This is a genomic window from Cryobacterium sp. MP_M3, from assembly GCF_015752155.1.
Taxonomy (GTDB): Bacteria; Actinomycetota; Actinomycetes; order Actinomycetales; family Microbacteriaceae; genus Cryobacterium.
Genome location: NZ_JADOVI010000001.1, coordinates 352564 through 372809 on the forward strand (window position 1 = coordinate 352564; position 20246 = coordinate 372809).

17 protein-coding genes and 1 tRNA gene are annotated in these 20246 nt (G+C 67.9%); 11 read left to right on the forward strand and 7 right to left on the reverse strand.

Features of this window, described 5'->3' with window-relative positions; translation table 11 throughout:
* The first annotated feature begins 49 nt into the window (after nucleotides 1–49).
* Nucleotides 50–544 carry a hypothetical protein gene (locus tag IWX89_RS01555; protein ID WP_196901828.1) on the forward strand — a complete coding sequence of 165 codons (495 nt, stop codon included), beginning with the start codon at nucleotides 50–52 and terminating at the stop codon, nucleotides 542–544.
* A gap of 102 nt (nucleotides 545–646) precedes the next feature.
* Nucleotides 647–2674, forward strand: a complete 2028-nt coding sequence (locus tag IWX89_RS01560; RefSeq protein ID WP_196901829.1) for a hypothetical protein — start codon at nucleotides 647–649, stop codon at nucleotides 2672–2674.
* A 294-nt stretch (nucleotides 2675–2968) separates the two neighbouring features.
* On the opposite strand, the gene IWX89_RS01565 is transcribed toward IWX89_RS01560, so the two are convergent.
* Entirely contained in the window at nucleotides 2969–4735 is a 1767-nt protein-coding gene (locus tag IWX89_RS01565; RefSeq protein ID WP_196901830.1) for a DUF222 domain-containing protein, read from the reverse strand.
* Between the two features lie 182 nt (nucleotides 4736–4917).
* Here IWX89_RS01565 and IWX89_RS01570 point away from each other — a divergent pair, with 182 nt between their 5' ends.
* Entirely contained in the window at nucleotides 4918–5355 is a 438-nt protein-coding gene (locus IWX89_RS01570) for an SseB family protein (protein ID WP_307836326.1), read from the forward strand.
* A gap of 177 nt (nucleotides 5356–5532) precedes the next feature.
* Nucleotides 5533–7170, forward strand: coding sequence for a diguanylate cyclase (locus IWX89_RS01575; protein WP_196901832.1), 1638 nt, complete (start codon nucleotides 5533–5535; stop codon nucleotides 7168–7170).
* 21 nt (nucleotides 7171–7191) lie between these two features.
* Here the strand turns inward: IWX89_RS01575 and radA are convergent, their stop codons facing one another.
* Nucleotides 7192–8559 carry a DNA repair protein RadA gene (gene radA, locus IWX89_RS01580; protein ID WP_196901833.1) on the reverse strand — a complete coding sequence of 456 codons (1368 nt, stop codon included), beginning with the start codon at nucleotides 8557–8559 and terminating at the stop codon, nucleotides 7192–7194.
* Nucleotides 8560–8593: 34 nt separating this feature from the next.
* Nucleotides 8594–9376: an SGNH/GDSL hydrolase family protein gene (locus IWX89_RS01585; protein ID WP_307836328.1), complete on the reverse strand. Its 783-nt coding sequence runs from the start codon at nucleotides 9374–9376 to the stop codon at nucleotides 8594–8596.
* Between the two features lie 135 nt (nucleotides 9377–9511).
* On the opposite strand from IWX89_RS01585, the gene IWX89_RS01590 reads away from it, so the two are divergent.
* The 3 genes from IWX89_RS01590 to IWX89_RS01600 all read left to right on the forward strand — a co-directional run bounded on the left by IWX89_RS01590 (nucleotide 9512) and on the right by IWX89_RS01600 (nucleotide 13312).
* A tRNA-Ser gene (locus IWX89_RS01590) sits at nucleotides 9512–9601 on the forward strand.
* A 259-nt stretch (nucleotides 9602–9860) separates the two neighbouring features.
* Complete coding sequence (gene hrpB, locus IWX89_RS01595; protein ID WP_196901835.1) at nucleotides 9861–12419, forward strand: ATP-dependent helicase HrpB; 2559 nt, start codon at nucleotides 9861–9863, stop codon at nucleotides 12417–12419.
* A 431-nt stretch (nucleotides 12420–12850) separates the two neighbouring features.
* The gene (locus IWX89_RS01600; protein WP_196901836.1) at nucleotides 12851–13312 is read left to right on the forward strand and encodes an SRPBCC domain-containing protein; all 462 of its coding nucleotides are present in this window, start codon (nucleotides 12851–12853) and stop codon (nucleotides 13310–13312) included.
* 71 nt (nucleotides 13313–13383) lie between these two features.
* Here IWX89_RS01600 and pgi read toward each other — a convergent pair whose 3' ends face one another.
* The 3 genes from pgi to IWX89_RS01615 all read right to left on the reverse strand — a co-directional run bounded on the left by pgi (nucleotide 13384) and on the right by IWX89_RS01615 (nucleotide 17001).
* On the reverse strand, nucleotides 13384–15111 hold the full coding sequence (gene pgi / locus IWX89_RS01605; RefSeq protein WP_196901837.1) for a glucose-6-phosphate isomerase: 1728 nt from the start codon (nucleotides 15109–15111) through the stop codon (nucleotides 13384–13386).
* Nucleotides 15112–15310: 199 nt separating this feature from the next.
* Nucleotides 15311–15571, reverse strand: coding sequence for a hypothetical protein (locus IWX89_RS01610; RefSeq protein ID WP_196902140.1), 261 nt, complete (start codon nucleotides 15569–15571; stop codon nucleotides 15311–15313).
* 62 nt (nucleotides 15572–15633) lie between these two features.
* A complete protein-coding gene (locus IWX89_RS01615; protein WP_196901838.1) occupies nucleotides 15634–17001 on the reverse strand; it encodes a DJ-1/PfpI family protein in 1368 nt (455 codons plus the stop codon).
* A gap of 73 nt (nucleotides 17002–17074) precedes the next feature.
* Here IWX89_RS01615 and IWX89_RS18905 point away from each other — a divergent pair, with 73 nt between their 5' ends.
* On the forward strand, nucleotides 17075–18034 hold the full coding sequence (locus IWX89_RS18905) for a GlxA family transcriptional regulator (RefSeq protein ID WP_196901839.1): 960 nt from the start codon (nucleotides 17075–17077) through the stop codon (nucleotides 18032–18034).
* A gap of 49 nt (nucleotides 18035–18083) precedes the next feature.
* Here IWX89_RS18905 and IWX89_RS01625 read toward each other — a convergent pair whose 3' ends face one another.
* A complete protein-coding gene (locus IWX89_RS01625) occupies nucleotides 18084–18284 on the reverse strand; it encodes a hypothetical protein (protein ID WP_196901840.1) in 201 nt (66 codons plus the stop codon).
* Between the two features lie 155 nt (nucleotides 18285–18439).
* On the opposite strand from IWX89_RS01625, the gene IWX89_RS01630 reads away from it, so the two are divergent.
* The 3 genes from IWX89_RS01630 (at nucleotide 18440) to IWX89_RS18730 (ending at nucleotide 20201) form a co-directional block, all read left to right on the forward strand.
* Nucleotides 18440–19594, forward strand: coding sequence for a glutamate--cysteine ligase (locus IWX89_RS01630; RefSeq protein WP_196901841.1), 1155 nt, complete (start codon nucleotides 18440–18442; stop codon nucleotides 19592–19594).
* Nucleotides 19595–19736: 142 nt separating this feature from the next.
* The gene (locus tag IWX89_RS01635; RefSeq protein ID WP_134403289.1) at nucleotides 19737–19910 is read left to right on the forward strand and encodes a CsbD family protein; all 174 of its coding nucleotides are present in this window, start codon (nucleotides 19737–19739) and stop codon (nucleotides 19908–19910) included.
* 162 nt (nucleotides 19911–20072) lie between these two features.
* Complete coding sequence (locus IWX89_RS18730; RefSeq protein WP_255548450.1) at nucleotides 20073–20201, forward strand: hypothetical protein; 129 nt, start codon at nucleotides 20073–20075, stop codon at nucleotides 20199–20201.
* Nucleotides 20202–20246: the final 45 nt, after the last annotated feature.

A 20246-nucleotide genomic window follows, 5' to 3' on the forward strand; every position in this document is an offset into this window, starting at 1 on the left:
CGGGTCTCAGGCTTACCCGCCGCGACCGCCGAAGAGTGAAAGGTTCCCCGTGAACGAGAGCGCAACCCGAGAGCGCAACACCCACACCTCCCCGAAGCGCGCCTTCAGGGGAGCGCGGAGGATTGCGATCCTCACCGGGGTCTTCCTCCTCATCGGCGGCGGTGCCGCGGTGGCCTACCTGACCACGACCGGCACCGGCAGCGGCTCGGCCGCCAACTCCAATGTCGTCGGAACCGTGCAGCTCACCGCCCACTTCGCCGCTGGCCTCACCCCGGGCAGCGCCGAAGCCGTGACCTACACGGCGACGAACACGACCGGTTCGAGCCTCAAGGTCGGCACGATCAGCCATGTGGTCTCCACCGGCGGCAGCGGATGCCTCGTCAGCGACTTCTCCATCGCCCCCGTCGTCTCCAACACCGTCGTGCCGGCCGGCGCAACCAACGTTTCCCTGACCGGCACCGGCACACTCACCTTCGCGGACACCGCCCTGAACCAGAACGCCTGCATGGGCGCCGTGGTTCTGTTGACGCTGACCTCGAACTAAGGACCGGCGGGGCGGCTCCCCCCTGAGTCGCCCCGCCTCACAACTGCTCACCCCGCATCACCCAACTCCACCCGCAGCCCGGCCGACCACGACAGGGGAAACGTGCAGTTCCGCAGCCCTGTCCGCGCCGACCCTCGGCGCGACCGATCGCCCGGCGCGCTCGCCGCTGCACTGCTCGCCCTCGCCCTCGTCGTCTCAGCACTCGCCGCGCCCTCCGCCGCCTGGGCCTACCTCGACGCCCCCGCCACGGGAACCGGCTCCGCCTCGCTCGCCACGCTGCAGCCGCCCACCGGACTCGCCGTTCCCGCGCTGAGCACGGGCAACGTGCACCTGGCCTGGGTCGCCTCTGCCGGCGCCGGCACGGTGGCCCCCACCGGCTACTCCGTTACCCGCACCCGCACGAGCGATGGCTCCAGCACGGATGCCTGCGGCACCAGCGCGGCCACCCCCACCACCGCGCTCACCTGCGACGACCTCCGCGTGCCCGTCGGCGTCTTCGGCTACACAGTCACGGCCGTCTTCCACAGCTGGACCGCCGCGAGCGTGCTGAGCAGCACGGTCACGGTCTCCCTGCCCGCCGCCGGGCTGGCCTTCCAGACCCAGCCGGGCAACGCATCCACGACCACGGTGCTTCAGACCCAGCCGGTCGTCGCGGTGCAGGATGCCACCGGTGCCGTCGTGACCGGCAGCGTCGCCGCCGTGGCGCTCACCCTCACTACCCCGTCGGGAGCCGTCCTCAGCTGCACCACTTCGACTTCCCGTACCGCGGTGGCCGGGATCGCCACATTCGCCGGCTGCAAGGTGACCACTCCGGGCAGTTACACCCTCACCGCGACTTCCGCCGGGCTCGCCAGCGCGCGGAGCATCGCCTTCACGGTGCTCGGACCGGTCTCGCGGCTCGTGTTCACGGCCTCGCCGTCGAGCTCGACCGGCGGCATCCCGTTCGCGACGCAGCCCGTCGTCACCCTGCAGGATTCCGCGGGCCAGACGGTCACCACCTCGGCCAGCACGGTCACGCTGAAGATCACCGGGGTGCCAGCCGGGGTGGCTCTTGCCTGCACCCCATCCCTCACCAAGGCGGCGTCGGCCGGGATCGCCACGTTCGCCGGCTGCAAGATCGACAAACCAGGTACCTACACGCTCACCGCGACTGCCGGGGCGTTCACCGTCGCGAGCGGGAGCCTGACCATTGCGGTGGGCCCGGCCAGCAAGCTCGCGTTCAGCACGCTGCCGTCCGGAGCCACCGCCGGAACCTTGTTCAGTGTGCAGCCGGTCATCACTGTGCTGGACGCCGGGGGCAACGTCGTGTCCGCGAGCACCGCCTCGGTCACCCTGAGCGCCCCGGTCGCCTCCGGGCTGAAGTGCGCCGCGTTGACAGTGACGGCGGTTTCGGGTGTCGCGAACTTCACCGGCTGCCAGATCAACAAGTCCGGCGCGACGACACTCACCGCCACCAGCGCCGGTCTGCCGACTCCCGCCATCACGACCTCCGTCTCGGTGGCGGTCGGTTCCCCTGCCAAGTTGGCATTCGTGACCCAGCCGTCGACCAGCACGGTCGCCGGCACGGCGTTCGCCGCCCAACCCAGGGTGCTGATCCAGGATGCCGTCGGAAACACGGTCACGACGAGCACTGCCGACGTCGCCCTGACCCTCACCGCCGCCGGGGGAGCCACCCTCGGCTGTAGCGCCAACCCCAGGACTGCCGTCGCCGGGCTGGCCACCTTCACGGGCTGCGCGATCGACAAGATCGGCAGCTACACCCTGACCGCGGCCTCGGGCACCCTCACTAACGCCATCAGCACCACCGTCAAGATCAATCCAGGGGTGGCCGCGAGCCTCGTGTTCACGGCGTCGCCCGTTGCCGCCACGGTGAACACCGCCTTCCCGATCCAGCCGCAGATCACCCTCCGCGACGCGCTCGGAAACCGCACCACGAGCACCGCGCTGGTGACCCTCACCCTGACCACCCCGGCGGGCGCCACCCTGAGCTGCACGGCCAACCCGAGGGCAGGCGTCGCCGGTGTGGCCGCCTTCGCCGGCTGCAAGATCAACACGGCAGGCACCTACACTCTCACCGCGACCTCGGGCACGATCGCTGCCGCCACGAGCGGCGCCTTTCCCGTCAACTAGTCCTGTCCCGACCCGACCCGCCCCGCCCCGGTGCTCAGGCCCGTCGAGGCCCAGAACCCCTCGTTGGTCGAGCCCGTCGAGACCCGCCCTGGTGGTCGAGCCCGTGGAGACCCGACCCCACGGTGGTCGAGCCCGTCGAGACACGGCTGAGTGCAGTGGTCGAGCCTGTCGGGACCTGGTTGCTCAGGGTGGTCGGGCCTGTCGGCACCTAGTTGCCCACGGTGGTCGAGCTTGTCGAGACCCGCGGTCAGGATTCCGATGATCTCAGCCTTACGCGCGGAACCGGCTGGCCGGTCAGTCCGTGTCCTGGTCCGCGGCCGGCGTGCCCGGGTCGAGCTGCCGGCGGGTCTTGCCGGGGAGGGGGATGAGCGTTTGTTCCGCGTCGACCGACACGGGTGGTTTCAGCCAATACTGGTCGCCGCCGCGGATGATGGTCCAGCCCTGGTTGTGGAGGAGCAGGTGGTGGGGGTGGCAGAGGCAGACTCCGTCGGCGAGGTCGGTGTGGCCGTGTTCGAGGAGCCAGGTTTTGAGGTGGTGGGCTTCGGTCCAGGACGGTGGCCGGGTGCAGTCGGGCCAGACGCAGCCGCCGTCGCGGGCGCCCATGGCGGTGCGTTGGGCGGGGGTGAAGAGGCGTTGCTCTCTCCCGACGTCGATGGGCTGGCCGGTGTTGTCGAAGAGGATTCCGATGTAGCCGGTGTCGCAGAGTTGTCGTTCGACGGTGGCGAGAGAGATCGGGGCAGGACTGCCCTCGATGGACCCGTGCCCGATCGCGAGGACCACGGCCGTCCCGGGCTGGCCGGGATCACCGGACAGGTCGGGTTGGCCCGGTTGGTCGGGTTGGTCGGTCAGGCCTGGTCGAGTGGAGGGAACGGCTATGACAGGTTTGACCGTTATGGGCCGCGCATTTGTTGGTGCTTCAGCTGCCCCCGTGGTGTCGGCCGGTGCCGGGGTGGCACTCCCGGCACGGGCACCGGTTTCAGCACCGGTGCCCGTGTTGGTGCGGGTGGCGTTGGTGAGGTCTTTTTGGGTGACGATGATGCGTACGGCGGGGCGGCGGCCGCCGAGCATCTGGCCGGGGTCGACTTCACCGGCGATTTCGAGTAGTTGCACGAAGGAGTCCGCGGCGATCTGCGCGGTGCTGCGCGGGTCGTCCTGGATGGCCTTGGCCCAGGCGGCGCGCTTCGGGTCCACGAAGCGCACCCCGCCGCGCCTCGGGCTGGTGATCGAGTCGTAGGTGGAGAGCACGAACTCGCCGTCTTCGGGGGCGAAAAGGCCGTGCAGGCGGACCTTGCCGTCGGGGAGGCGGTAGACCTTGAGGAACCGGTCGTCGTAGGCCTGTTTCTCGCGGGCGGCGATGCCGGCCTGGTCGAGGTCGTCGCGCATCCTGCGGGCCCGGGTGAAGCACTGGTCCGCGTTGAGCGTCGCGGACTCCGCCAGCAGCTGGGTGAGGGCGGTGGCGAGTGTGTCGGCGGTGACGGCGGTGTCGATGTCGCCGAGCCCCTTGCGGATGGATTCGGCGGCGTCGACGGAGAGGGTTCCCGCGGTCACGGCGCGGGCGATCGGCGCCTGCCACGATGCGGGACCGGCCGGATCGGGCGAGAACCCGCCCGGGCCGCCAGGGTCGCCGAGGCCGCCCGAGTCGCCGCCAGAGCCCGCCCCGTCAAAGCCCGTCCCGTCGACACCGGTCCCGTCGTCACCGAGCGCCCCACGCGCCTCTGCGGCCTGCCGGTCGGCGGCCTCCGCCTGGGCGAGCATCGTGCCGACCGCGACGAGCTTGAACGCTTCGTTCTTGCTCGAGCCGGTGACCTTCTGGATCATCGCCTCCGGGGAGAGGAAACCCTGCTGCGCGGCCAGGCCCGAATGGCCCAGCTCCGGGCGGGAGCGGTCGGCGATGGTCGCGGCCATCCACGCCGCGTACATCTCGAGCAGGCGGCGGGCCTCCGCGATCTCCCGCTGACCGGTCAGCACCGCCGCATCCGGGAGGGCCGCCAGGTCGGCGCTGGAGCAGCCCAGGAGGGCGACGGCGTCCGCCGCCTGTCTGAGCTGCTCTGCTGGGTTCATGCCACGAAGATACCAAAACACGAACACAAATGTGAGCGTTTGTCACGTCTTGTGGATAACTCATTCGAAGATTTATTCCCGAGTCTCGACAGGCTCGACCACCGGGTCGGCCGAGCAGCCGTTCGCTCGTGGCGTGCGCCGCGGTTGGGGTCCGGCCGCGTGCGACTGGTTGAATGGATGGCGTGACTGATCAGACTCCGACGACCCGATCCGATGCCCTCGCCGCCGCGCTTGCCGCGCAAGACGTGGTCGCCGTGGCCTACGCCCTCCGCAATGACGTCGTGATCGTGCCGCAGCTCGTCGTGAACGGCCAGGGCGAGCAGGTGCGCGTGTTCGGCCGTGAGGGCACCGAGAAGCGGATGCTGCTGCTCTTCTCCTCCGCCGAGAACTACGCCCAGATGGTCCCTGACGAGCCCAACCCGCAGGTGATGGTGGGCGATGCCCAGTGGCTGCGGGAGTTCCTCACCGTGCATCAGGGCGTGCTCGAGATGGTGTTCTTCGATATCGCGGGCCCGCACGTGATGCAGGCCGATCCGGCCGACCTGATGCGCGCCCTCGGTCCGTTGCCCGGTGAGAGCGTCGACCCGCCTGAACAGATCGCGGAGACGCCCGAGCAGTAGCCGTACGGTGTCTATTCCTCGGCTGCGACCGCTCCCCATGCTGGGGTCCGGACGCGCCGTGATGGTGACCCCGTCACGCTAGGCTGAGCCTCGACGGTGTTCGGCCCGCTCACTGAGCGGAGTCCGACGGACTCTTCACGGTCCGCTCTCCTGGCACCCGTCAGGGAGCAGGTCGCAGTGGTGGGGACTGATCAGGATGCCGTCGGCATCCGTTTGGCGAGCGTCGAGCGTCGGTTCTGGATCGACCGTGATGACGCCCTCCAGCTGGCCCTGGACTGGCTCGCGGAATTCGGCGATGCCGAGTACGGCGCGACCGGCCGTCGACTTCAGGTCCTGATTGCCGCCGTCACCATCCACCGGGCCGATCCCAGTCGAAGCGCCATCGACGTGCAGCAGATTCTGGCCTGGGCGCAGCAGCACGGCGAGATCGCCCTGCAGTCCCGCTGCCACGACGTGCTCGGCTCGCTCTTCGAAATGGTCGGCGACCCTGCAGCCGCCCTGGAGCACGCCGTCGCCGCCAACGACCTCCTGTCCGAGTCGGAGGTCCCGCTGATGCGGGCCGCCGCCCGCAAGTGCCTCGCGGACGCCCTCGGCTCGGCCGGGTCCCTGGACGAGGCTCGGCGCCGCTATGACGACGCCCTCCGCCTGGTTATCGATGACCCGGATACGAACATCCGTTACATCATCCTCAACAACCTTGCCTTCACCGAACACCTCGCCCACAACAACGACGAGGCCCTCGAGGCTGTCGAACGCCTGGTCGGGCTGTCGCAGCTGAGCGACCGCGAGATCGGCATGTCCGCCCGTGACACCATTGCCAGGGTCTACATGGCCGCCGGGCGGCTCGACGAGGCCGAAACCATGCTCCTCCCCGCCATGGATTCCGCGGTCAGTGACGCGCACCCGGACAGCTCCGCCGCAGCCCTCGTCGCCCTGACCGAGCTCTACCGCGAGCAGGGCAAACTGGGTGAGGCGCAGGCCGTGATCGACCGCTGCCGCGACGTCGCCCAGCGCAACGGCCTGAACCGGCGCACCACCGAGGTGGCGCGCGAGCAGGCCGAGGTCCACGCGGCGAACGAGGACTACCGAGCCGCCTTCGAGGCGTTCCGCGACTTCCACGAGAAGTTCGAGGCGCTTGGAGCGAGCGAGAACGAGGCGCGCGGGCGCATCCTCGAGGCCATGTTCCAAACGGCCGAGTCCCGCCGCGAGAGCGAGCGCTACCGAGAGCTCGCCGAGCGCGATCCGCTCACCGGGCTGCACAACCGGCGGTTCGTCGACGAACACCTCGGCTCGGCCCTGATGCGGTTGCGCGAGGGCGGTATTCCGCTCGCCATCGCCATGATCGACCTTGATCACTTCAAGCGCATCAACGACACGCTCTCCCACGAGGTCGGCGACGAAGTGCTCCGCGCGCTCGGCCGCATCCTCATCGACGCGGCGAAGGCTGTGCCGGAGGCCATCGCGGCGCGCCTCGGTGGCGAGGAGTTCCTGCTGATCCTGCCCGAGACGGATGCCGAAACCGCCCACGCATACTTCGAGCGCCTGTGTCGCACGATCGCCGGCTACAACTGGACGCCGATCACCCACACCCTGCCCGTCACGGCGAGCATCGGCGTCGCGTTGGCACCCGACGACGGCAGCCAGAGCTCCGACCTCCTGCGAGCGGCGGATGTGCGCCTGTATGTCGCCAAGCGCGATGGCCGCAACCGGGTCGTGCATTCGGCGATCATTGCCCGGTCAGTGGCCGAATCCGTGGCGGCGAACCTTGTCTCGGCCGGCCCGCTCGCTGCCAACCCGATGGAGATCGTCGCCTAGTCCTCCCGCGGCCGAGTCGTACTAGAAGACCGCGTCGAGTTCTGCCTCCCTCGCCGAGAAGCCGGTCTTGATCGCCAGGGCCACCGCGGCGCCGATCGACCCGGTGGCCGACGCGTCGATGCGGGTGGAGAACCCGAGGCGAGTCGCCTCCGCCGCCCGCAGCTTGGCCGCCGACACCGGCCGCACCTCGCCGGCCAGGCTGATCTCGCCGAACGCGACGGCGTTCTGGGCGATCGGCAGGTCTTTGCAGGCGGAGGCGATGGCGAGGGCGATGGCGAGATCGGCGGCGGGTTCCGTGAGACGGATGCCGCCCACCGTCGACACATAGACATCCATGCCGCCCAGCCCCTCGAGCCCTGCCCGCCGCTCGAGCACCGCGAGGAGCATTGCCACCCGGGACGAGTCGACCCCATTGGTCACCCGGCGGGGGTTAGGGGCCTGGGACTTGATCACCAGCGCCTGCACCTCGACCGGCATCGCTCTTCGGCCCTCGAGCGCCACCGTGACGCAGGTGCCCGAGACGGCCACGGCGCCGCGGCTGAGGAACAGGCCGCTCGGGTCGGGAACCTCGGCGATGCCGTCGCCGGTCATCTCGAAGCAGCCGACCTCATCGGTCGAGCCGAACCGGTTCTTGAGCGCGCGCACGAACCTCAGCGCGGTCTGCCGGTCGCCCTCGAACTGGCAGACCACGTCGACCAGGTGCTCGAGCAGGCGCGGCCCGGCGATCGAACCATCCTTGGTCACGTGCCCGACGAGCAGAATGGGAAGGTTGCGGTCTTTCGCCACCCGGATCAGGGTCGAGGCCACCTCCCGAACCTGGCTCGGCTGCCCGGCGAGACCGTCGGAATTCGAGCTGGCCACCGTCTGCACCGAGTCCACGATGACGAGGTTGGGTTTCACCGCGTCGATCTGGCCGAGGATGGTGGCCAGGTCGGTCTCCGCCGCGATGAACAGTTCGGGCTGGAGCGCTCCGGTGCGCTCGGCCCGCAACCGCACCTGGCTGACCGATTCCTCAGCGCTCACATAGAGCACCCGGGACTTAGCCGCCGCGGCCTTCGACGCGACCTCCAGCAGCAGGGTCGACTTGCCCACGCCCGGCTCGCCGCTGAGCAGGATGACCGAGCCGGGCACGATGCCGCCGCCGAGCACCCGGTCGAACTCGGCGATGCCGGTCGGCCAGTGCGAGACGGCGGTGGTGTCCACGTGGGTGATCGGCCGGGCGACGCCGGCGCCGTTGATCGTGGCAGGTTTGAGCGACCGCGCCGCACTGGCCTTCTCCGTGGTGTCGACTACGGTGCCCCATTCGTGGCATTCGGCGCAGCGGCCGGCCCATTTGAGGGTGGTCCAGCCACAGTCCGTGCAGCGGAAGGAGGAAACGGGTCTGGCCATGCCAGCGAGCCTAGCCTCGGCCACCGACCCTCGATTACTGTGGGGCCAGCTTCTGGGGAATCAGCCGGGCCGCCTGGGCGCCGACCGCGGGCAGGAACGCCTCGGCCCACATCCGGTAGCCCCGGTCGTTCGGGTGGAACAGGTCGCTCGCCACGTGGGTGGCGATGCTGCGCAGGCCCTGCCGTTTGGTCGTGGCGTGCAGGGGAACGACGGTGAGGTCGTGCTCGGCGGCGACAGTGCGCAGGATGTGGTTGGCCACCGCGACCTTGCGTTCGTTCCGCGGCAGATGGAAGCAGGGCAGGTCGGCCACCAGGGTGTGCGCGGGCAGCACGGCGAACAGCTCGCGGATCCCGGCCTCGAATGTGGCCGGATCCCAAAGCGCGATGTCATTCGCCCCGATGGCCACGGTCACGATGTCGGGAGAGAGCTTGACGAACCGGGGCAATTGGTCCCGCACGGCCAGCTCCACGGTCGCGCCCGACACGCTGAGATTGACCACGCGCACAGTACGGCCGGTGGCCAGCCGGATATGGTCGGCCAGCAATCCGACGTAGCTGCGGTGCGGCTCGCTCGCGCCGATGCCCTGCGCCGCGCTGTCGCCGATAGCCACGTAGAGCAGTTCGCCCTTCACCTTGGCGTGGTTGCGCCACCACAGCGAGTGCACCGGTAGGGTCTCGTTCAGCACAGCGGCGTTCTCGGCCAGCCTGCCCCTGAAATTGCGGAAGTTCACCAGCGCGGCGGCACCGACCCCCGCCGCGGTCGCGACGGCGCCCGCCGCGGCGGCGAAGGATCGAAGGTTCTGGTTGGCAATTGTCACCCGCCGAGAATACCCCCGCCCGGCATGACTTTGCTGAGGCATCCGTGAGATTCCCCAACTGGCGATGGGGCTCGAGCGGATGCCGCGATGCCGACGGATTCGCATCCGGCCGCGGTCTCAACTACAATCTCCCTCGGTACCGTGTCCGAGCGGCCGAAGGTGCAACTCTCGAAAAGTTGTGTGGGGGAGACTCCACCGTGGGTTCAAATCCCACCGGTACCGCCATGTGCAAGCCCCCTGCATCCCTTTGTTTCATTGGGAATCAGGGGGTTTTTGCTTGACGGCGGCGGCCAGTTTCACCTCCGGAAGCCAATGCTGACCGTGACCATCGGGATCTGGGGTGCTTGAGCAGGCGCATTCCTGATGCATCGACGGTCGCGGGAGCGGGGCGTCGGCTAGCGGTATCCGTCATGTGGGCCCAGAGTTGAGGCGCGATACGTGGGGCAGCTGAGCGCGCACCTTCCGAACGCGAGAGACTGGGGGAGTGACCTGTGCGCCGTTCGACCCGTGGAGACTCGGTCGCGGGCTCGCGTTCGCCTCGGCGATCGATGATCTGAGTGCTGCGCTCGATCGGAGCCCCACCGTCGTCGTCAGCGCGCCGCCGGGCACGGGAAAGACCACGCTTGTCCCGCCAATCCTCGCTGATCGTGTTTCGGGTCGTGTGATCGTCACTCAGCCCCGCCGGGTCGCTGCCCGTGCTGCAGCGCGACGACTCGCGCAGTTGGACGGATCCCCTCTCGGCTCCCGCGTTGGATTCACCGTCCGCGGCGAACGCCACGTGAGTCCATCTACCCTGATCGAGTTCGTTACCGCCGGCGTGCTTCTGCGTCGCCTGCTCGATGACCCTGGTCTCGATGGGATCGGCGCGGTGATCATCGACGAAGTGCACGAACGTGCTTTGGAGACGGATCTGCTGATCGGGCTGCTCGGCGAGGTCCGCGAGCTGCGCGACGACCTCGTCCTCATCGCGATGTCCGCAACACTCGACGCCGAACGGTTCGCGACAATTCTCGGAACGGATGCGTCGCCGGCCCCGATCGTGACCCAGACGGCACCGGCACATCCGCTCGAGGTGCACTGGGCGCCCTCTCCCACACCTCGGCTGGGTGAACGCGGGGTGACCTGGGCCTTCCTTGACCACGTCGCGAGTACGGCGGTTGCCGCACACCGCAACCTCGTGCGCACCGATCCGGCGGCCGATGCTCTCGTATTCGCACCGGGTGCGCGTGAGGTCTCTGAGATCGCCGGACGCATCCGTGGTCTCGCCGCGGAGTTCGACGTCCGCGAACTGCACGGCCAGATCCCCGCGGCAGAGCAGGATGCGGTGATCAGTGGGCGGAGCCCCGATGGTGCTGCACGGATCATCGTCACGACGTCACTCGCCGAATCCTCTCTGACCGTCCCCGGCGTGCGCCTGGTCGTCGACACCTGCTTGTCTCGTGCTCCGCAGCGGGATGAAGCGCGCGGGATGAGCGGTCTCGTCACCGGGCCGACGCCTAAGGCCTCCGCCATCCAGCGCTCTGGGCGCGCCACCCGGCACGGGCCGGGCGTCGTGGTCCGATGCGTCGACGAGCGGACCTTCGCCACGGCACCGACGCACGCTGCGCCTGAGATCCAGGCGGCAGATCTCACCGACGCAGCCCTGCACCTCGCTTGCTGGGGCGCCCCCGGCGGTGTGGGCCTGCGGCTGGTAGATCCGCTTCCCTCGGGAAGCCTGGGTGAGGCCCTCGTCGTGCTGCGTGGGCTCGGCGCGATCGATGCGGATGGCCGCGCCACCGACGAAGGGCGACAGCTCGCCCGCGTCCCGACAGCTCCTCGCCTCGCCCACGCGCTGCGTGCCGGGAGTGGCCTGGTCGGCGGGCGCACAGCGGCCGAGGTTATCTCGCTGCTCAGCGGTGATCTCCGCGTTGCAGACGGAGATGCCCAGGCCACGCTTACCGCGCTGCGCACTGGACGAAGCCCGGATGCCCGCCGATGGGAGCAGGAAGTCCGGCGTCTCGAGCGCTTCGCCGGGGCGACCGACACGGCGCGAGGAGGCGCTGATCAGACTGGACTCCTCATCGCGCTCGCGTTCCCCGAGTGGATCGCTCGTCGCGTCGATCAGTCCCCACACGGCGCAACCTTCCTTCTGGCCTCCGGCACCCGTGCGGGGATCACCGGTCCGCTCGCTAGTGCCGACTGGTTGGCGGTGGCGGACGTTACTCGTGCGGAGGGGCGAGCGGCCGCAGGAACCGGAGCAATCATCCGCTCTGCCGCCTTCATCTCCGAGAACCAGGCGGAGAAAGTGGCACCCCATCTCTGCACAGACCGGGTCGAAGCACAGTTCGTGAATGGGCGCGTTGTCGCGCGCCGTGAACGTCGGATCGGCGCGATCATTCGCTCGTCCGTGCCGGTGCGTGTGCAGGCGGACGCCGGCGGACGGGATGCCGTCCGGCGCGCCGTCACAGAGCAAGGACTCGGAGTGTTCACCTGGTCGGATGCCGCGGATGCTCTGCGGCGTCGCCTCGCGCTGCTTCATCGCGAACTCGGATCGCCCTGGCCGCATGTTTCAGACACCGTTCTGCTCAGCACGCTCGATTCCTGGCTCGGCCCCGAGCTGTCAGACCTCGCCGCCGGCACTCCCGCCGCGCGCATCGACCTTGCCCCGGCACTCCGCCGAATCTTGCCGTGGCCGGCCGCGGTCGACCTCGATGCTCTGGTTCCGGAGCGCCTCCAGGTGCCCAGCGGTTCGCATGTTCGTCTCAGCTACCCACCTGCCGATGATTCCACCGCCCGTCCCATCGTGGCCGTGAAACTACAGGAATGCTTCGGGTGGGCGGAGACTCCGCGAATCATCGGAGGACGAATGCCGGTGTTGTTCCATTTGTTGTCCCCCGCCGGGCATCCCCTTGCCGTGACCGACGACCTCGCATCATTCTGGGCAGGTCCGTACTCGCAGGTGCGCGCGCAGATGCGCGGCCGCTATCCGAAGCATCCCTGGCCAGAGGACCCTCGGTCCGCTATACCCACCCGGCACACCACGCGCCGCGCTGCCCTGGGTTAGGTCAAGTCCAAATGCGTGGTGTTACGAGATTGCCGCGTGATTCTTGGATTTCTAGGCGCTGAGCGCGCCAAGTTGGGTCGTTTGTTCCTCCCTATCGGTCGGGATGAGCTGGAGTGGCCACTTTGCCTCCGGATGTTTCCGGACACGAGCAGCATGGTTGCGAGTACCTGTCGGGAGGCAAAGCCGCGGATGCGGCGGCGCGAAGAAATGTCGAGTGCCTCATGTCCGGTGTCCTTGACGTAGGCGTGGTAGCTCTCGTCGGTGTTTCGGTCGACTCGGTAGGCATCGCTCCACTCGCTCGACTGTTCTCCCGCCCGTGAACAGATACGCAATCATGGGTACGCTCGATGAGGCGCGTTTGCGGAACTCTTTCACGCGCCGCTCGGCGGGCAATGTCCCGTCGTGCTCAGCTCGAACGTGAAGGAAACACCGTGTCTGATCACGCAAGAATCAAGGGCCACACCGTGACCCGCACCGTGCACATCGAGGCCTCGCGCGCGCGCGTCTGGAAGGCACTGACCGACCCCGAGGTGATGGTCCAGTGGTTCGGAGACGGTGTGGTGTTCGCCGCGCTCGAGCCCGGTGCTACTGGCAGCATCGACTGGGATGATTACGGCAGCTTCCCGATCGAAATCACCGAGGTGGTGCCCGACGGCTCATTCGGCTTCCGTTGGTCGGGAATCCCCGCCGAAGAGCTCGACGAGTACTCGACGCACGTGCGCTTCAGCATCGCCGATGCGGGTACCGGGACGGATGTCACGGTGGTCGAATCGGGCTTCGACACACTCCCCGGCGGCACCCGCTACCGTCGCGAACGTCTTGAGCAGAACCGAGAGGGCTGGGACGTCGAACTCGACGAGCTCGCAGTCCTGCTCGAGGGTGTCACCCAATAGTTCACGATCACGGGGCAGTCGATCGACGAGTCGGCCACGTTGCCGGGCGGAGTTGGCCCGCCTTTCTGGAGTCAGTTTCGCAGCTCGAGGTACTTCCGAATGAGGGCCTTCGTAGACGAGTCCTGGGATTCGAGAGTGTCCGCATCCCCATCGACTGCCGGAGCGATCTGAAGCGCGAGCTGCTTGCCCAGTTCGACACCCCACTGGTCGAACGAGTCGATGCCCCAGATGATGCCTTCGGTGAACACAATGTGCTCGTACAGGGCGATCAGCTGCCCGACGACGTTCGGGGTGAGCGCCGGCGCAAGGATAGACGTGGTGGGCCGGTTCCCGCTGAACTCGCGGGCCGGTGCGACGGACTCGTCGGTGCCTTCAGCGCGCACCTCGGCGGCCGTTTTCCCGAAGGCGAGGGCCTTGGTCTGGGCGAAGAAGTTCGCCATGAACAGCGCGTGGACGTCCTGGCCGGGCTCGACAGCGGCACCGTCACCGGTCTCGTCCTTGAGCGCATGGGCAGGATTCGCGACCGCGATGAAGTCCGCTGGTACCAGGCGCGTTCCCTGGTGGAGGAGCTGGTAGAAAGCGTGTTGACCATTCGTGCCCGGTTCACCCCAGAAGATCTCGCCGGTGTCGGTCGTGACCGGTGACCCGTCCCAACGCACGCTTTTCCCGTTGGATTCCATCGTGAGCTGTTGCAGGTAGGCCGGGAATCGGTGGAGGTACTGTGCGTACGGGAGCACAGCGTGGCTTTGGGCCTTGAGGAAGTTCGAGTACCAGACGTTGAGGAGTGCCATCAGGACGGGCACGTTCTGCTCGATGGGTGCGGTACGCATGTGCTCGTCGAGGGCGTGGAAGCCGGCAAGGAATTCGCGCCATTTGTCGGGGCCGATGGCGATGACCACGGAAGTGCCGATGGCGGAGCAGATCGAGAAACGACCGCCGACCCAATCCCAGAATCCGAAGGCGTTTTCGGGATCGATGCCGAACGCCGCGACCTTGTCCAGCGCGGTGGAGACGGCCACGAAGTGCCTGGCGACGGCCGCAGCGCGGGCGGCGTCGGTATCAAGGATGGCGCTTGAGCTGAGCAGCCGGTTCCAGAGCCACTCTCGTGCCAAACGGGCGTTCGTGAGCGTCTCGAGGGTTCCGAACGTTTTCGATGCAACGATGAAGAGGGTGGTCTCAGGGTCCAGGTCTGCCGTCTTTTCGTAGACGTCGACCGGGTCGATGTTCGAGACGAAGCGGCACTCGAGGCCCGCTTGAACATACGGTTTCAGCGCTTCGTAAACCATCACGGGACCAAGGTCGGAACCGCCGATCCCGATGTTGACGACCGTCGTGATTCGCTTGCCGGTGACACCGGTCCAGATGCCGGTCCTCACCTTTTCGGCGAAGGCGTAGACCTTGTCGAGGGTGGCGTGAACGTCGGCGTCAACGTCCTGACCGTCGACCACGAAGCCTTTCGGCGGCACGAGCGTTGCGCCGTCCTTCGGTCGGCGCAGCGCAGTGTGGAGAACCGCGCGGTCTTCGGTCACGTTGATGTGTTCGCCGGCGATCATGGCCTGGTACCGGCCGGAGACTCCGATCTCCTTCGCGAGCTGCACGAGGTTGTCCAGGATCTCGTCGGTCAGGAGATTCTTCGACAGGTCGACCGTGAGGTCGGCTGCGTTAAAGGTGAATCGATCGGCTCGTCCGGGGTCGGCGTCGAACCAACCGCGGAGATCGGGAGAAAAGCCCTGGGCAAGGCCGGCGAGCTGACTCCAGGCTTCGGTGGACGTGGGATCGACGGGGGCGGATTCGGTCATGGGATTCTCCTGGACACCGGAACAACAGATTGCCCGCAACTCCCGCAGCGCAGCGAGGCGGACCGGTTCAAGCCTATTGCCGTGCTGCCCGCACCCGCGCCGCCCGTGGGTCCGAATATCGTCGAATACGCGCACGAGTGGAGACGAGGCGCCGAAACGGTTGGGACAGAGAAGGTGATGGGGCGGACACGGCAGCGGGTCAGCGCCGGGCGGCCCGGAGCTTTCCGTACACGCGCATGAGTTGGGGCACGACGAGGTAGACCGCAACAGGCACAACAACGATCGTCAGCACGAAGGCCCGGGGAACCGGGTTCCATTCGGCGGTGAAGGGCCCGAGGGCGAAGAGTCCGAGGGTGACCAGCGGGAAGATCGCGATCCAGGTGATCACGGCTCGGGCGTGAACCGACGGTGGTTTCAGTGCCGCCGTGATCGTGGGCGAGGTGGTCGTGGGAGATGACATTGTGGTGTACCTCTCTGCAGGTGAGTTGGTGGTGTTCCAATGCCGTTCGCGTCGCTTCGTGGTCAGGCGCGAGCCTTCTCGCGGCGTCGGACCCGGCGGAGGATGACCGTGGGCAGCAGTCCGACCCCGACCGCCAGCAGGAGGCTGAGAGCCAGTAACAGCGGAGTGCGAGCTTGCGCGGCCAGTGGCGCCGCATACTGCTCGATTCGTTCGATGGGGTACTCGAGCATTTTGGACACGGACTGCACGACCGACGGGCTGCTGCTTCTCGACAGCTGTGCGAAGGCCGCGTCGAAGCCCTGCGGGCGTCCTGCGCCCCCGAGTTCGCCGGCAACGACCGTGGGCATCGCGCCATCGAGAGTGGAGGTCTTCAGGACGAGGCCGTGCCCGGTCGTCACGAACCCTTTCGCCGACAGGGCAGAGGTGGTGGCCCCTTGCGAGTATCCGTAGACCTCGAAGATCGCGGCGGCATCGATCTCGTCGACCCCATCCCGCAGCTCGACTGCGACGTTCGGTCGCCCCCAGGGAAAGGCCGTGTTCAGCAGAAAGGCCGCGTCTTCGAATCCGAAGCTTCTGACGGGCATCGCGGTCGGGGCATCCAGCTTCCAGCCTGGGTAGCCGATGGATTCGCCGACCCGGGTGGCTTCCGCGTCGCCAGCCAGGTCGGCGATGACTTTGAGGGAGCCGGGGATGCCGGAGGTCACACCGCCGGTCGTGGTCACGCGGCCGTCCTGCACGTAGCGCTGCCCGGTGACCCAGGAGACCTCGGGGTTCGAGGCTTTCAGCGCGGCGATCCGGGACCAGTGGGATGTCGCGTGAAGCCCATCGAGGACCCCGGACGCGGCGAGCAGTCTGGAACCGGCGCAAATGCCGAGGATGCGAGCGCCCGCCGTGTATTGGTTGACGATGAACTCGCGCGCAGCCGCCTCCTCAGGTGCGGCCGGGCTGTTCACGGCCGGCACCACGACCAGGTCGGGCGTGGGCGCAGCGCCCGACGCCACCTCGGCAAACGTGTGGGTCGGCATGACCGACATGCCGCCGTCGACGACCGCCGGGTCGGCGGACGCGGCAATCGTGTAGACAAAGAAGTCGGGCGAACTGGCAAGCACGTCAAAGGGCGCGAGAACGTCGGCAGTGTCGGATCCGGACCGGCCGAGCACGACCGCGACGACGAACTGCCCGTCACGCGCTGCCGCGCCGGGGCCGGGGCTCGGCGCCCCGAGGCTGGCCGCGGAGGCCGTCTCGTCGCCTGAATGGGAGAGCCCGGTGATGGCGATGGCGGCGAGGGTGGTGATGGTGAGCGTGGTGGCAAGAGCGATTCTGCCGATTCGGCGGGCGAGCCTTGACATGACGATTTCCTCGGGGCGGATGCGGATGCGGAGGTGGCTGGGGTGTGGCGGATTTGCCGCGCCGTCTCGATTTGCGGGCATGACTTCACGGTAGGGTTCGCTTGTCGACCCACCTAGGACACGCTGTTGACGATTCCGGCCACGAGGGAACCCAGTGAACGAACCACGTATCGTGATCGTCGGGTTCCCGTCCGTGCAGATCCTCGACGTGACAGGGCCGCTGGAGGTGTTCTCCACCGCCTCGCGCTTCCTGCCGATTCCCCGGTATGCCACGCAGCTGGTGAGCACCCACGGTGGGCCGGTGCTGTCGACGAGTGGCCTGGAGTTCGCGACGGTGCCGATCGGCGATGTGGTCGGAGGCATCGACACTCTTGTGGTCGCCGGAGGCAGCGATATGGATGCTGCCGCGGGCGATCCGAGGCTGGTCGACAGCATCCGGCGGCTGGCCTTGCTCTCGCGACGGGTCACATCCGTGTGTTCGGGCGCGTTCCTGCTCGCAGCCGCGGGGCTCCTGGACGGCCGCCGTGCGACCACCCACTGGGCCGAGTGCGACACGCTCGGGCGCGCCTACCCCCGGGTCGCCGTCGAACCCGACGCCATCTATGTGCAGGACGGCAACGTCTGGACGTCCGCGGGCGTCACGGCCGGAATCGACCTGGCCCTGGCGCTGGTCGCCGACGACCACGGCCGCGCGGCCGCCGCGACCGTCGCGCGCCGCCTCGTCGTCTACCTCCGCCGGTCAGGCGGCCAGGCCCAGTTCTCCGCTCTGCTGGCCGCGCAATCCGCGAACGACGAGCCCATCCGTGACGTGCTGGCCTGGGTTCCCGACAATCTGACCGCCGACCTCTCGATCACTGCGATGGCGACTCGCGCCCACCTGTCCGAGCGCCAGTTCAGCCGCGTGTTCAAGTCCGAGGTAGGCATCACGCCGGCCGGGCATGTGGAAGCAGTGCGGTTGGAGGCCGCGTGCAGCCTCCTTGAGACGACCCGGCTGTCCGTTGAGGAGGTCGCGCGAGCGTGCGGATTCGGAACCCCTGAAACCATGAATCGAGCGTTCCGGCGTCGCCTCAACACCACCCCCGGCGACCATCGAGATCACTTCGGCCCCGCCTGACTTCATCCAGGTCAGCGGCATCCGGCCCGTGCAGTCTCGTGCCGGTTCCCTACGCGATCAAGGTGTGCAGATCGACCCCGAAGAGGGCAACGAGAGGCCACAGCACTACCGCCGCCAGGCCCTCCAGGATGTTGCCGGGAACATTCCATGCCACCAAATAGCCCTGGGTGGCAGCCACCACGACCCCGATGACCAGATAGACGATCCCGATCAGACCTATTCCCCGACTGCCTATTCCGCGCCTGCTCATTTTGCGCCTGCCAATTCCGACTTTCGTCGCTCATCTGCCAATGCGGGTGTATTTGCCGTCAAAGTAGCGCCGGGGTGGTTCTCCTTTGATTCCCGGTCGAAGTCCGGGCGCGGGGCGTTCGCACAGAACGGCTGTCGCTGGTCCACAATGACGGCATGCGCGCGTTCGGGGTCGAGGAGGAACTGCTCATCGTCGACCCTGCGGACGGGCGGCCGCTGCCCCTGGCCAGCGCGCTGCTGGCGTCCACCAGGACTGCGGCCGGTACATTGTCGGCGGTCGGCGGACCCGTCCTCGCGCTTGAGTTCAAACAGGAGCAGATAGAGGTTCAGACCAGCCCCTGCTCAAGCCTTGATGGCCTGTTGGACCAAATCCGCCGGGGGCGCGACGCCGCCGATGCTGCCGCGCGGGCCGTGGGGGCCCGGGTCGCCGCCCTGGCCACGTCCCCGGTGGCGACGGTCCCTCACACAACGCCTGTTGCCCGGTATGCGGCCATCATGGACGGCTTCGCCTTCACGGCCAGAGACCAGTTGACCTGCGGGCTCCACGTGCACGTCTCCGTCGATTCGGATGAGGAAGGTGTCGCGGTCCTGGACCGGATCCGCATCTGGCTTCCGGCGCTGGCAGCCCTGAGCGCGAATTCGCCGTTCTGGAACGGTGATGACACGGGGTACGCCAGCTACCGGACGCAGGCTTGGGGTCGGTGGCCGGCCGCTGGGCCGGTTGAGCTGTTCGGCTCGGCTGCCGGTTACCACGCCCTGATCGCCGGGTATATCGCGTCCGGCGTTCTGCTCGACGAAGGGATGGTCTACTTCGACGCCCGGCTGTCCCGGAAATACCCCACCGTGGAGGTCCGTGTGAGCGATGTCTGCCTGTACGCCGAGGATGCCGTCCTCATCGCGGGGCTCGTCCATGCGCTGGTGGAGACGGCCGCAAGAGAATGGAGGCATGGCATCCCTCCGCGCCCGGTCCCGGCCGCGTTGCTTCGCCTGGCTCTCTGGCGGGCCAGCCGGTCTGGCCTGAACGGTGATCTCCTGCACCCCGTGGACAACCGGCCGCAACCGGCGCTGGAGGTCATCGACGCACTTCTCGGCCACGTGCGCGCCGCCCTGGCCGATTCCGGTGACCTCTCCCGCGTGCAATCCGGGCTGGCCGCCATCATGCGGCGGGGAACCGGGGAAGGCAGGCAACGCGCCACGCTCGCTCGCACAGGAAAGCTGTCCGCCGTGGTCGCAGACGCCATCCGTACAAGCTGTCGCTCGCAGCCGCCTGGCGGGAGCGCCGCCGGTGGCGGGATCCTCAGCACGGGATGAGTCACGAAAGCGGTGCCGGTCCAGCTCATTGTTGGGGCCCCGGCGCGAGAGTATCGTCACCGGAAAGAGGCTCGTCCGGAATGCTGATGACCCGATCCGCCGGCGCAGCCTCACTATCTTCGACTGACGTGAGGTGGAACCAATGAGTGAGGCCGACAAGATCAGGAACGCGGCTGAAAAGGCCGCGGGAAAGCTCAAGGAGAGCGCAGGCAAGATCGCGGGGGACAAATCGCTTGAGACTGAAGGTAAGACCGATCAGGCCAAGGCGAGTCTCAAGCAGGCCGGTGAACATGTGAAAGACGTGTTCAAGAAATAGCGAACGAGCCCGGTACCCGACTACCGGGGCCGTCCGGGAACATCGGAACACCATTGGAGGTCCACTATGCGCGAAGAGACAGCGACACCGGCATCTGGTGAAAGCGGGGCGTCTCGGGCTGCGAAACCCGGCGGGCCGGAAGCGGACAGCCCGGTGGGAGACATGTCGGTAAAGGGCGAAACCGAAGTAGGTCCATACCCGTCCCTGACTCACATCGAGAACATGGAGCAGGCGGACCTGCCGGCAGTTGCCGAGAACACCGCCGAGACACTGCCCGGCCAGGACGAGTGACGGTGCCCGGCGGTCAACCGCCAAGCTGAAATCGGGTGACCAGGT

What these genes read in the sequence shown, in the direction of transcription:
- IWX89_RS01565 (WP_196901830.1), bottom strand. Translation starts at nt 4,735, where the DNA reads ATGAACCCAGCAGAGCAGCTCAGACAGGCGGCGGACGCCGTCGCCCTC.
- radA (WP_196901833.1), bottom strand. Translation starts at nt 8,559, where the DNA reads ATGGCCAGACCCGTTTCCTCCTTCCGCTGCACGGACTGTGGCTGGACC.
- pgi (WP_196901837.1), bottom strand. Translation starts at nt 15,111, where the DNA reads ATGACCGAATCCGCCCCCGTCGATCCCACGTCCACCGAAGCCTGGAGT.
- IWX89_RS01610 (WP_196902140.1), bottom strand. Translation starts at nt 15,571, where the DNA reads ATGTCATCTCCCACGACCACCTCGCCCACGATCACGGCGGCACTGAAA.
- IWX89_RS01615 (WP_196901838.1), bottom strand. Translation starts at nt 17,001, where the DNA reads ATGCCCGCAAATCGAGACGGCGCGGCAAATCCGCCACACCCCAGCCAC.
- IWX89_RS01625 (WP_196901840.1), bottom strand. Translation starts at nt 18,284, where the DNA reads ATGAGCAGGCGCGGAATAGGCAGTCGGGGAATAGGTCTGATCGGGATC.
- IWX89_RS01630 (WP_196901841.1), top strand. Translation starts at nt 18,440, where the DNA reads ATGCGCGCGTTCGGGGTCGAGGAGGAACTGCTCATCGTCGACCCTGCG.
- IWX89_RS01635 (WP_134403289.1), top strand. Translation starts at nt 19,737, where the DNA reads ATGAGTGAGGCCGACAAGATCAGGAACGCGGCTGAAAAGGCCGCGGGA.
- IWX89_RS18730 (WP_255548450.1), top strand. Translation starts at nt 20,073, where the DNA reads ATGTCGGTAAAGGGCGAAACCGAAGTAGGTCCATACCCGTCCCTGACT.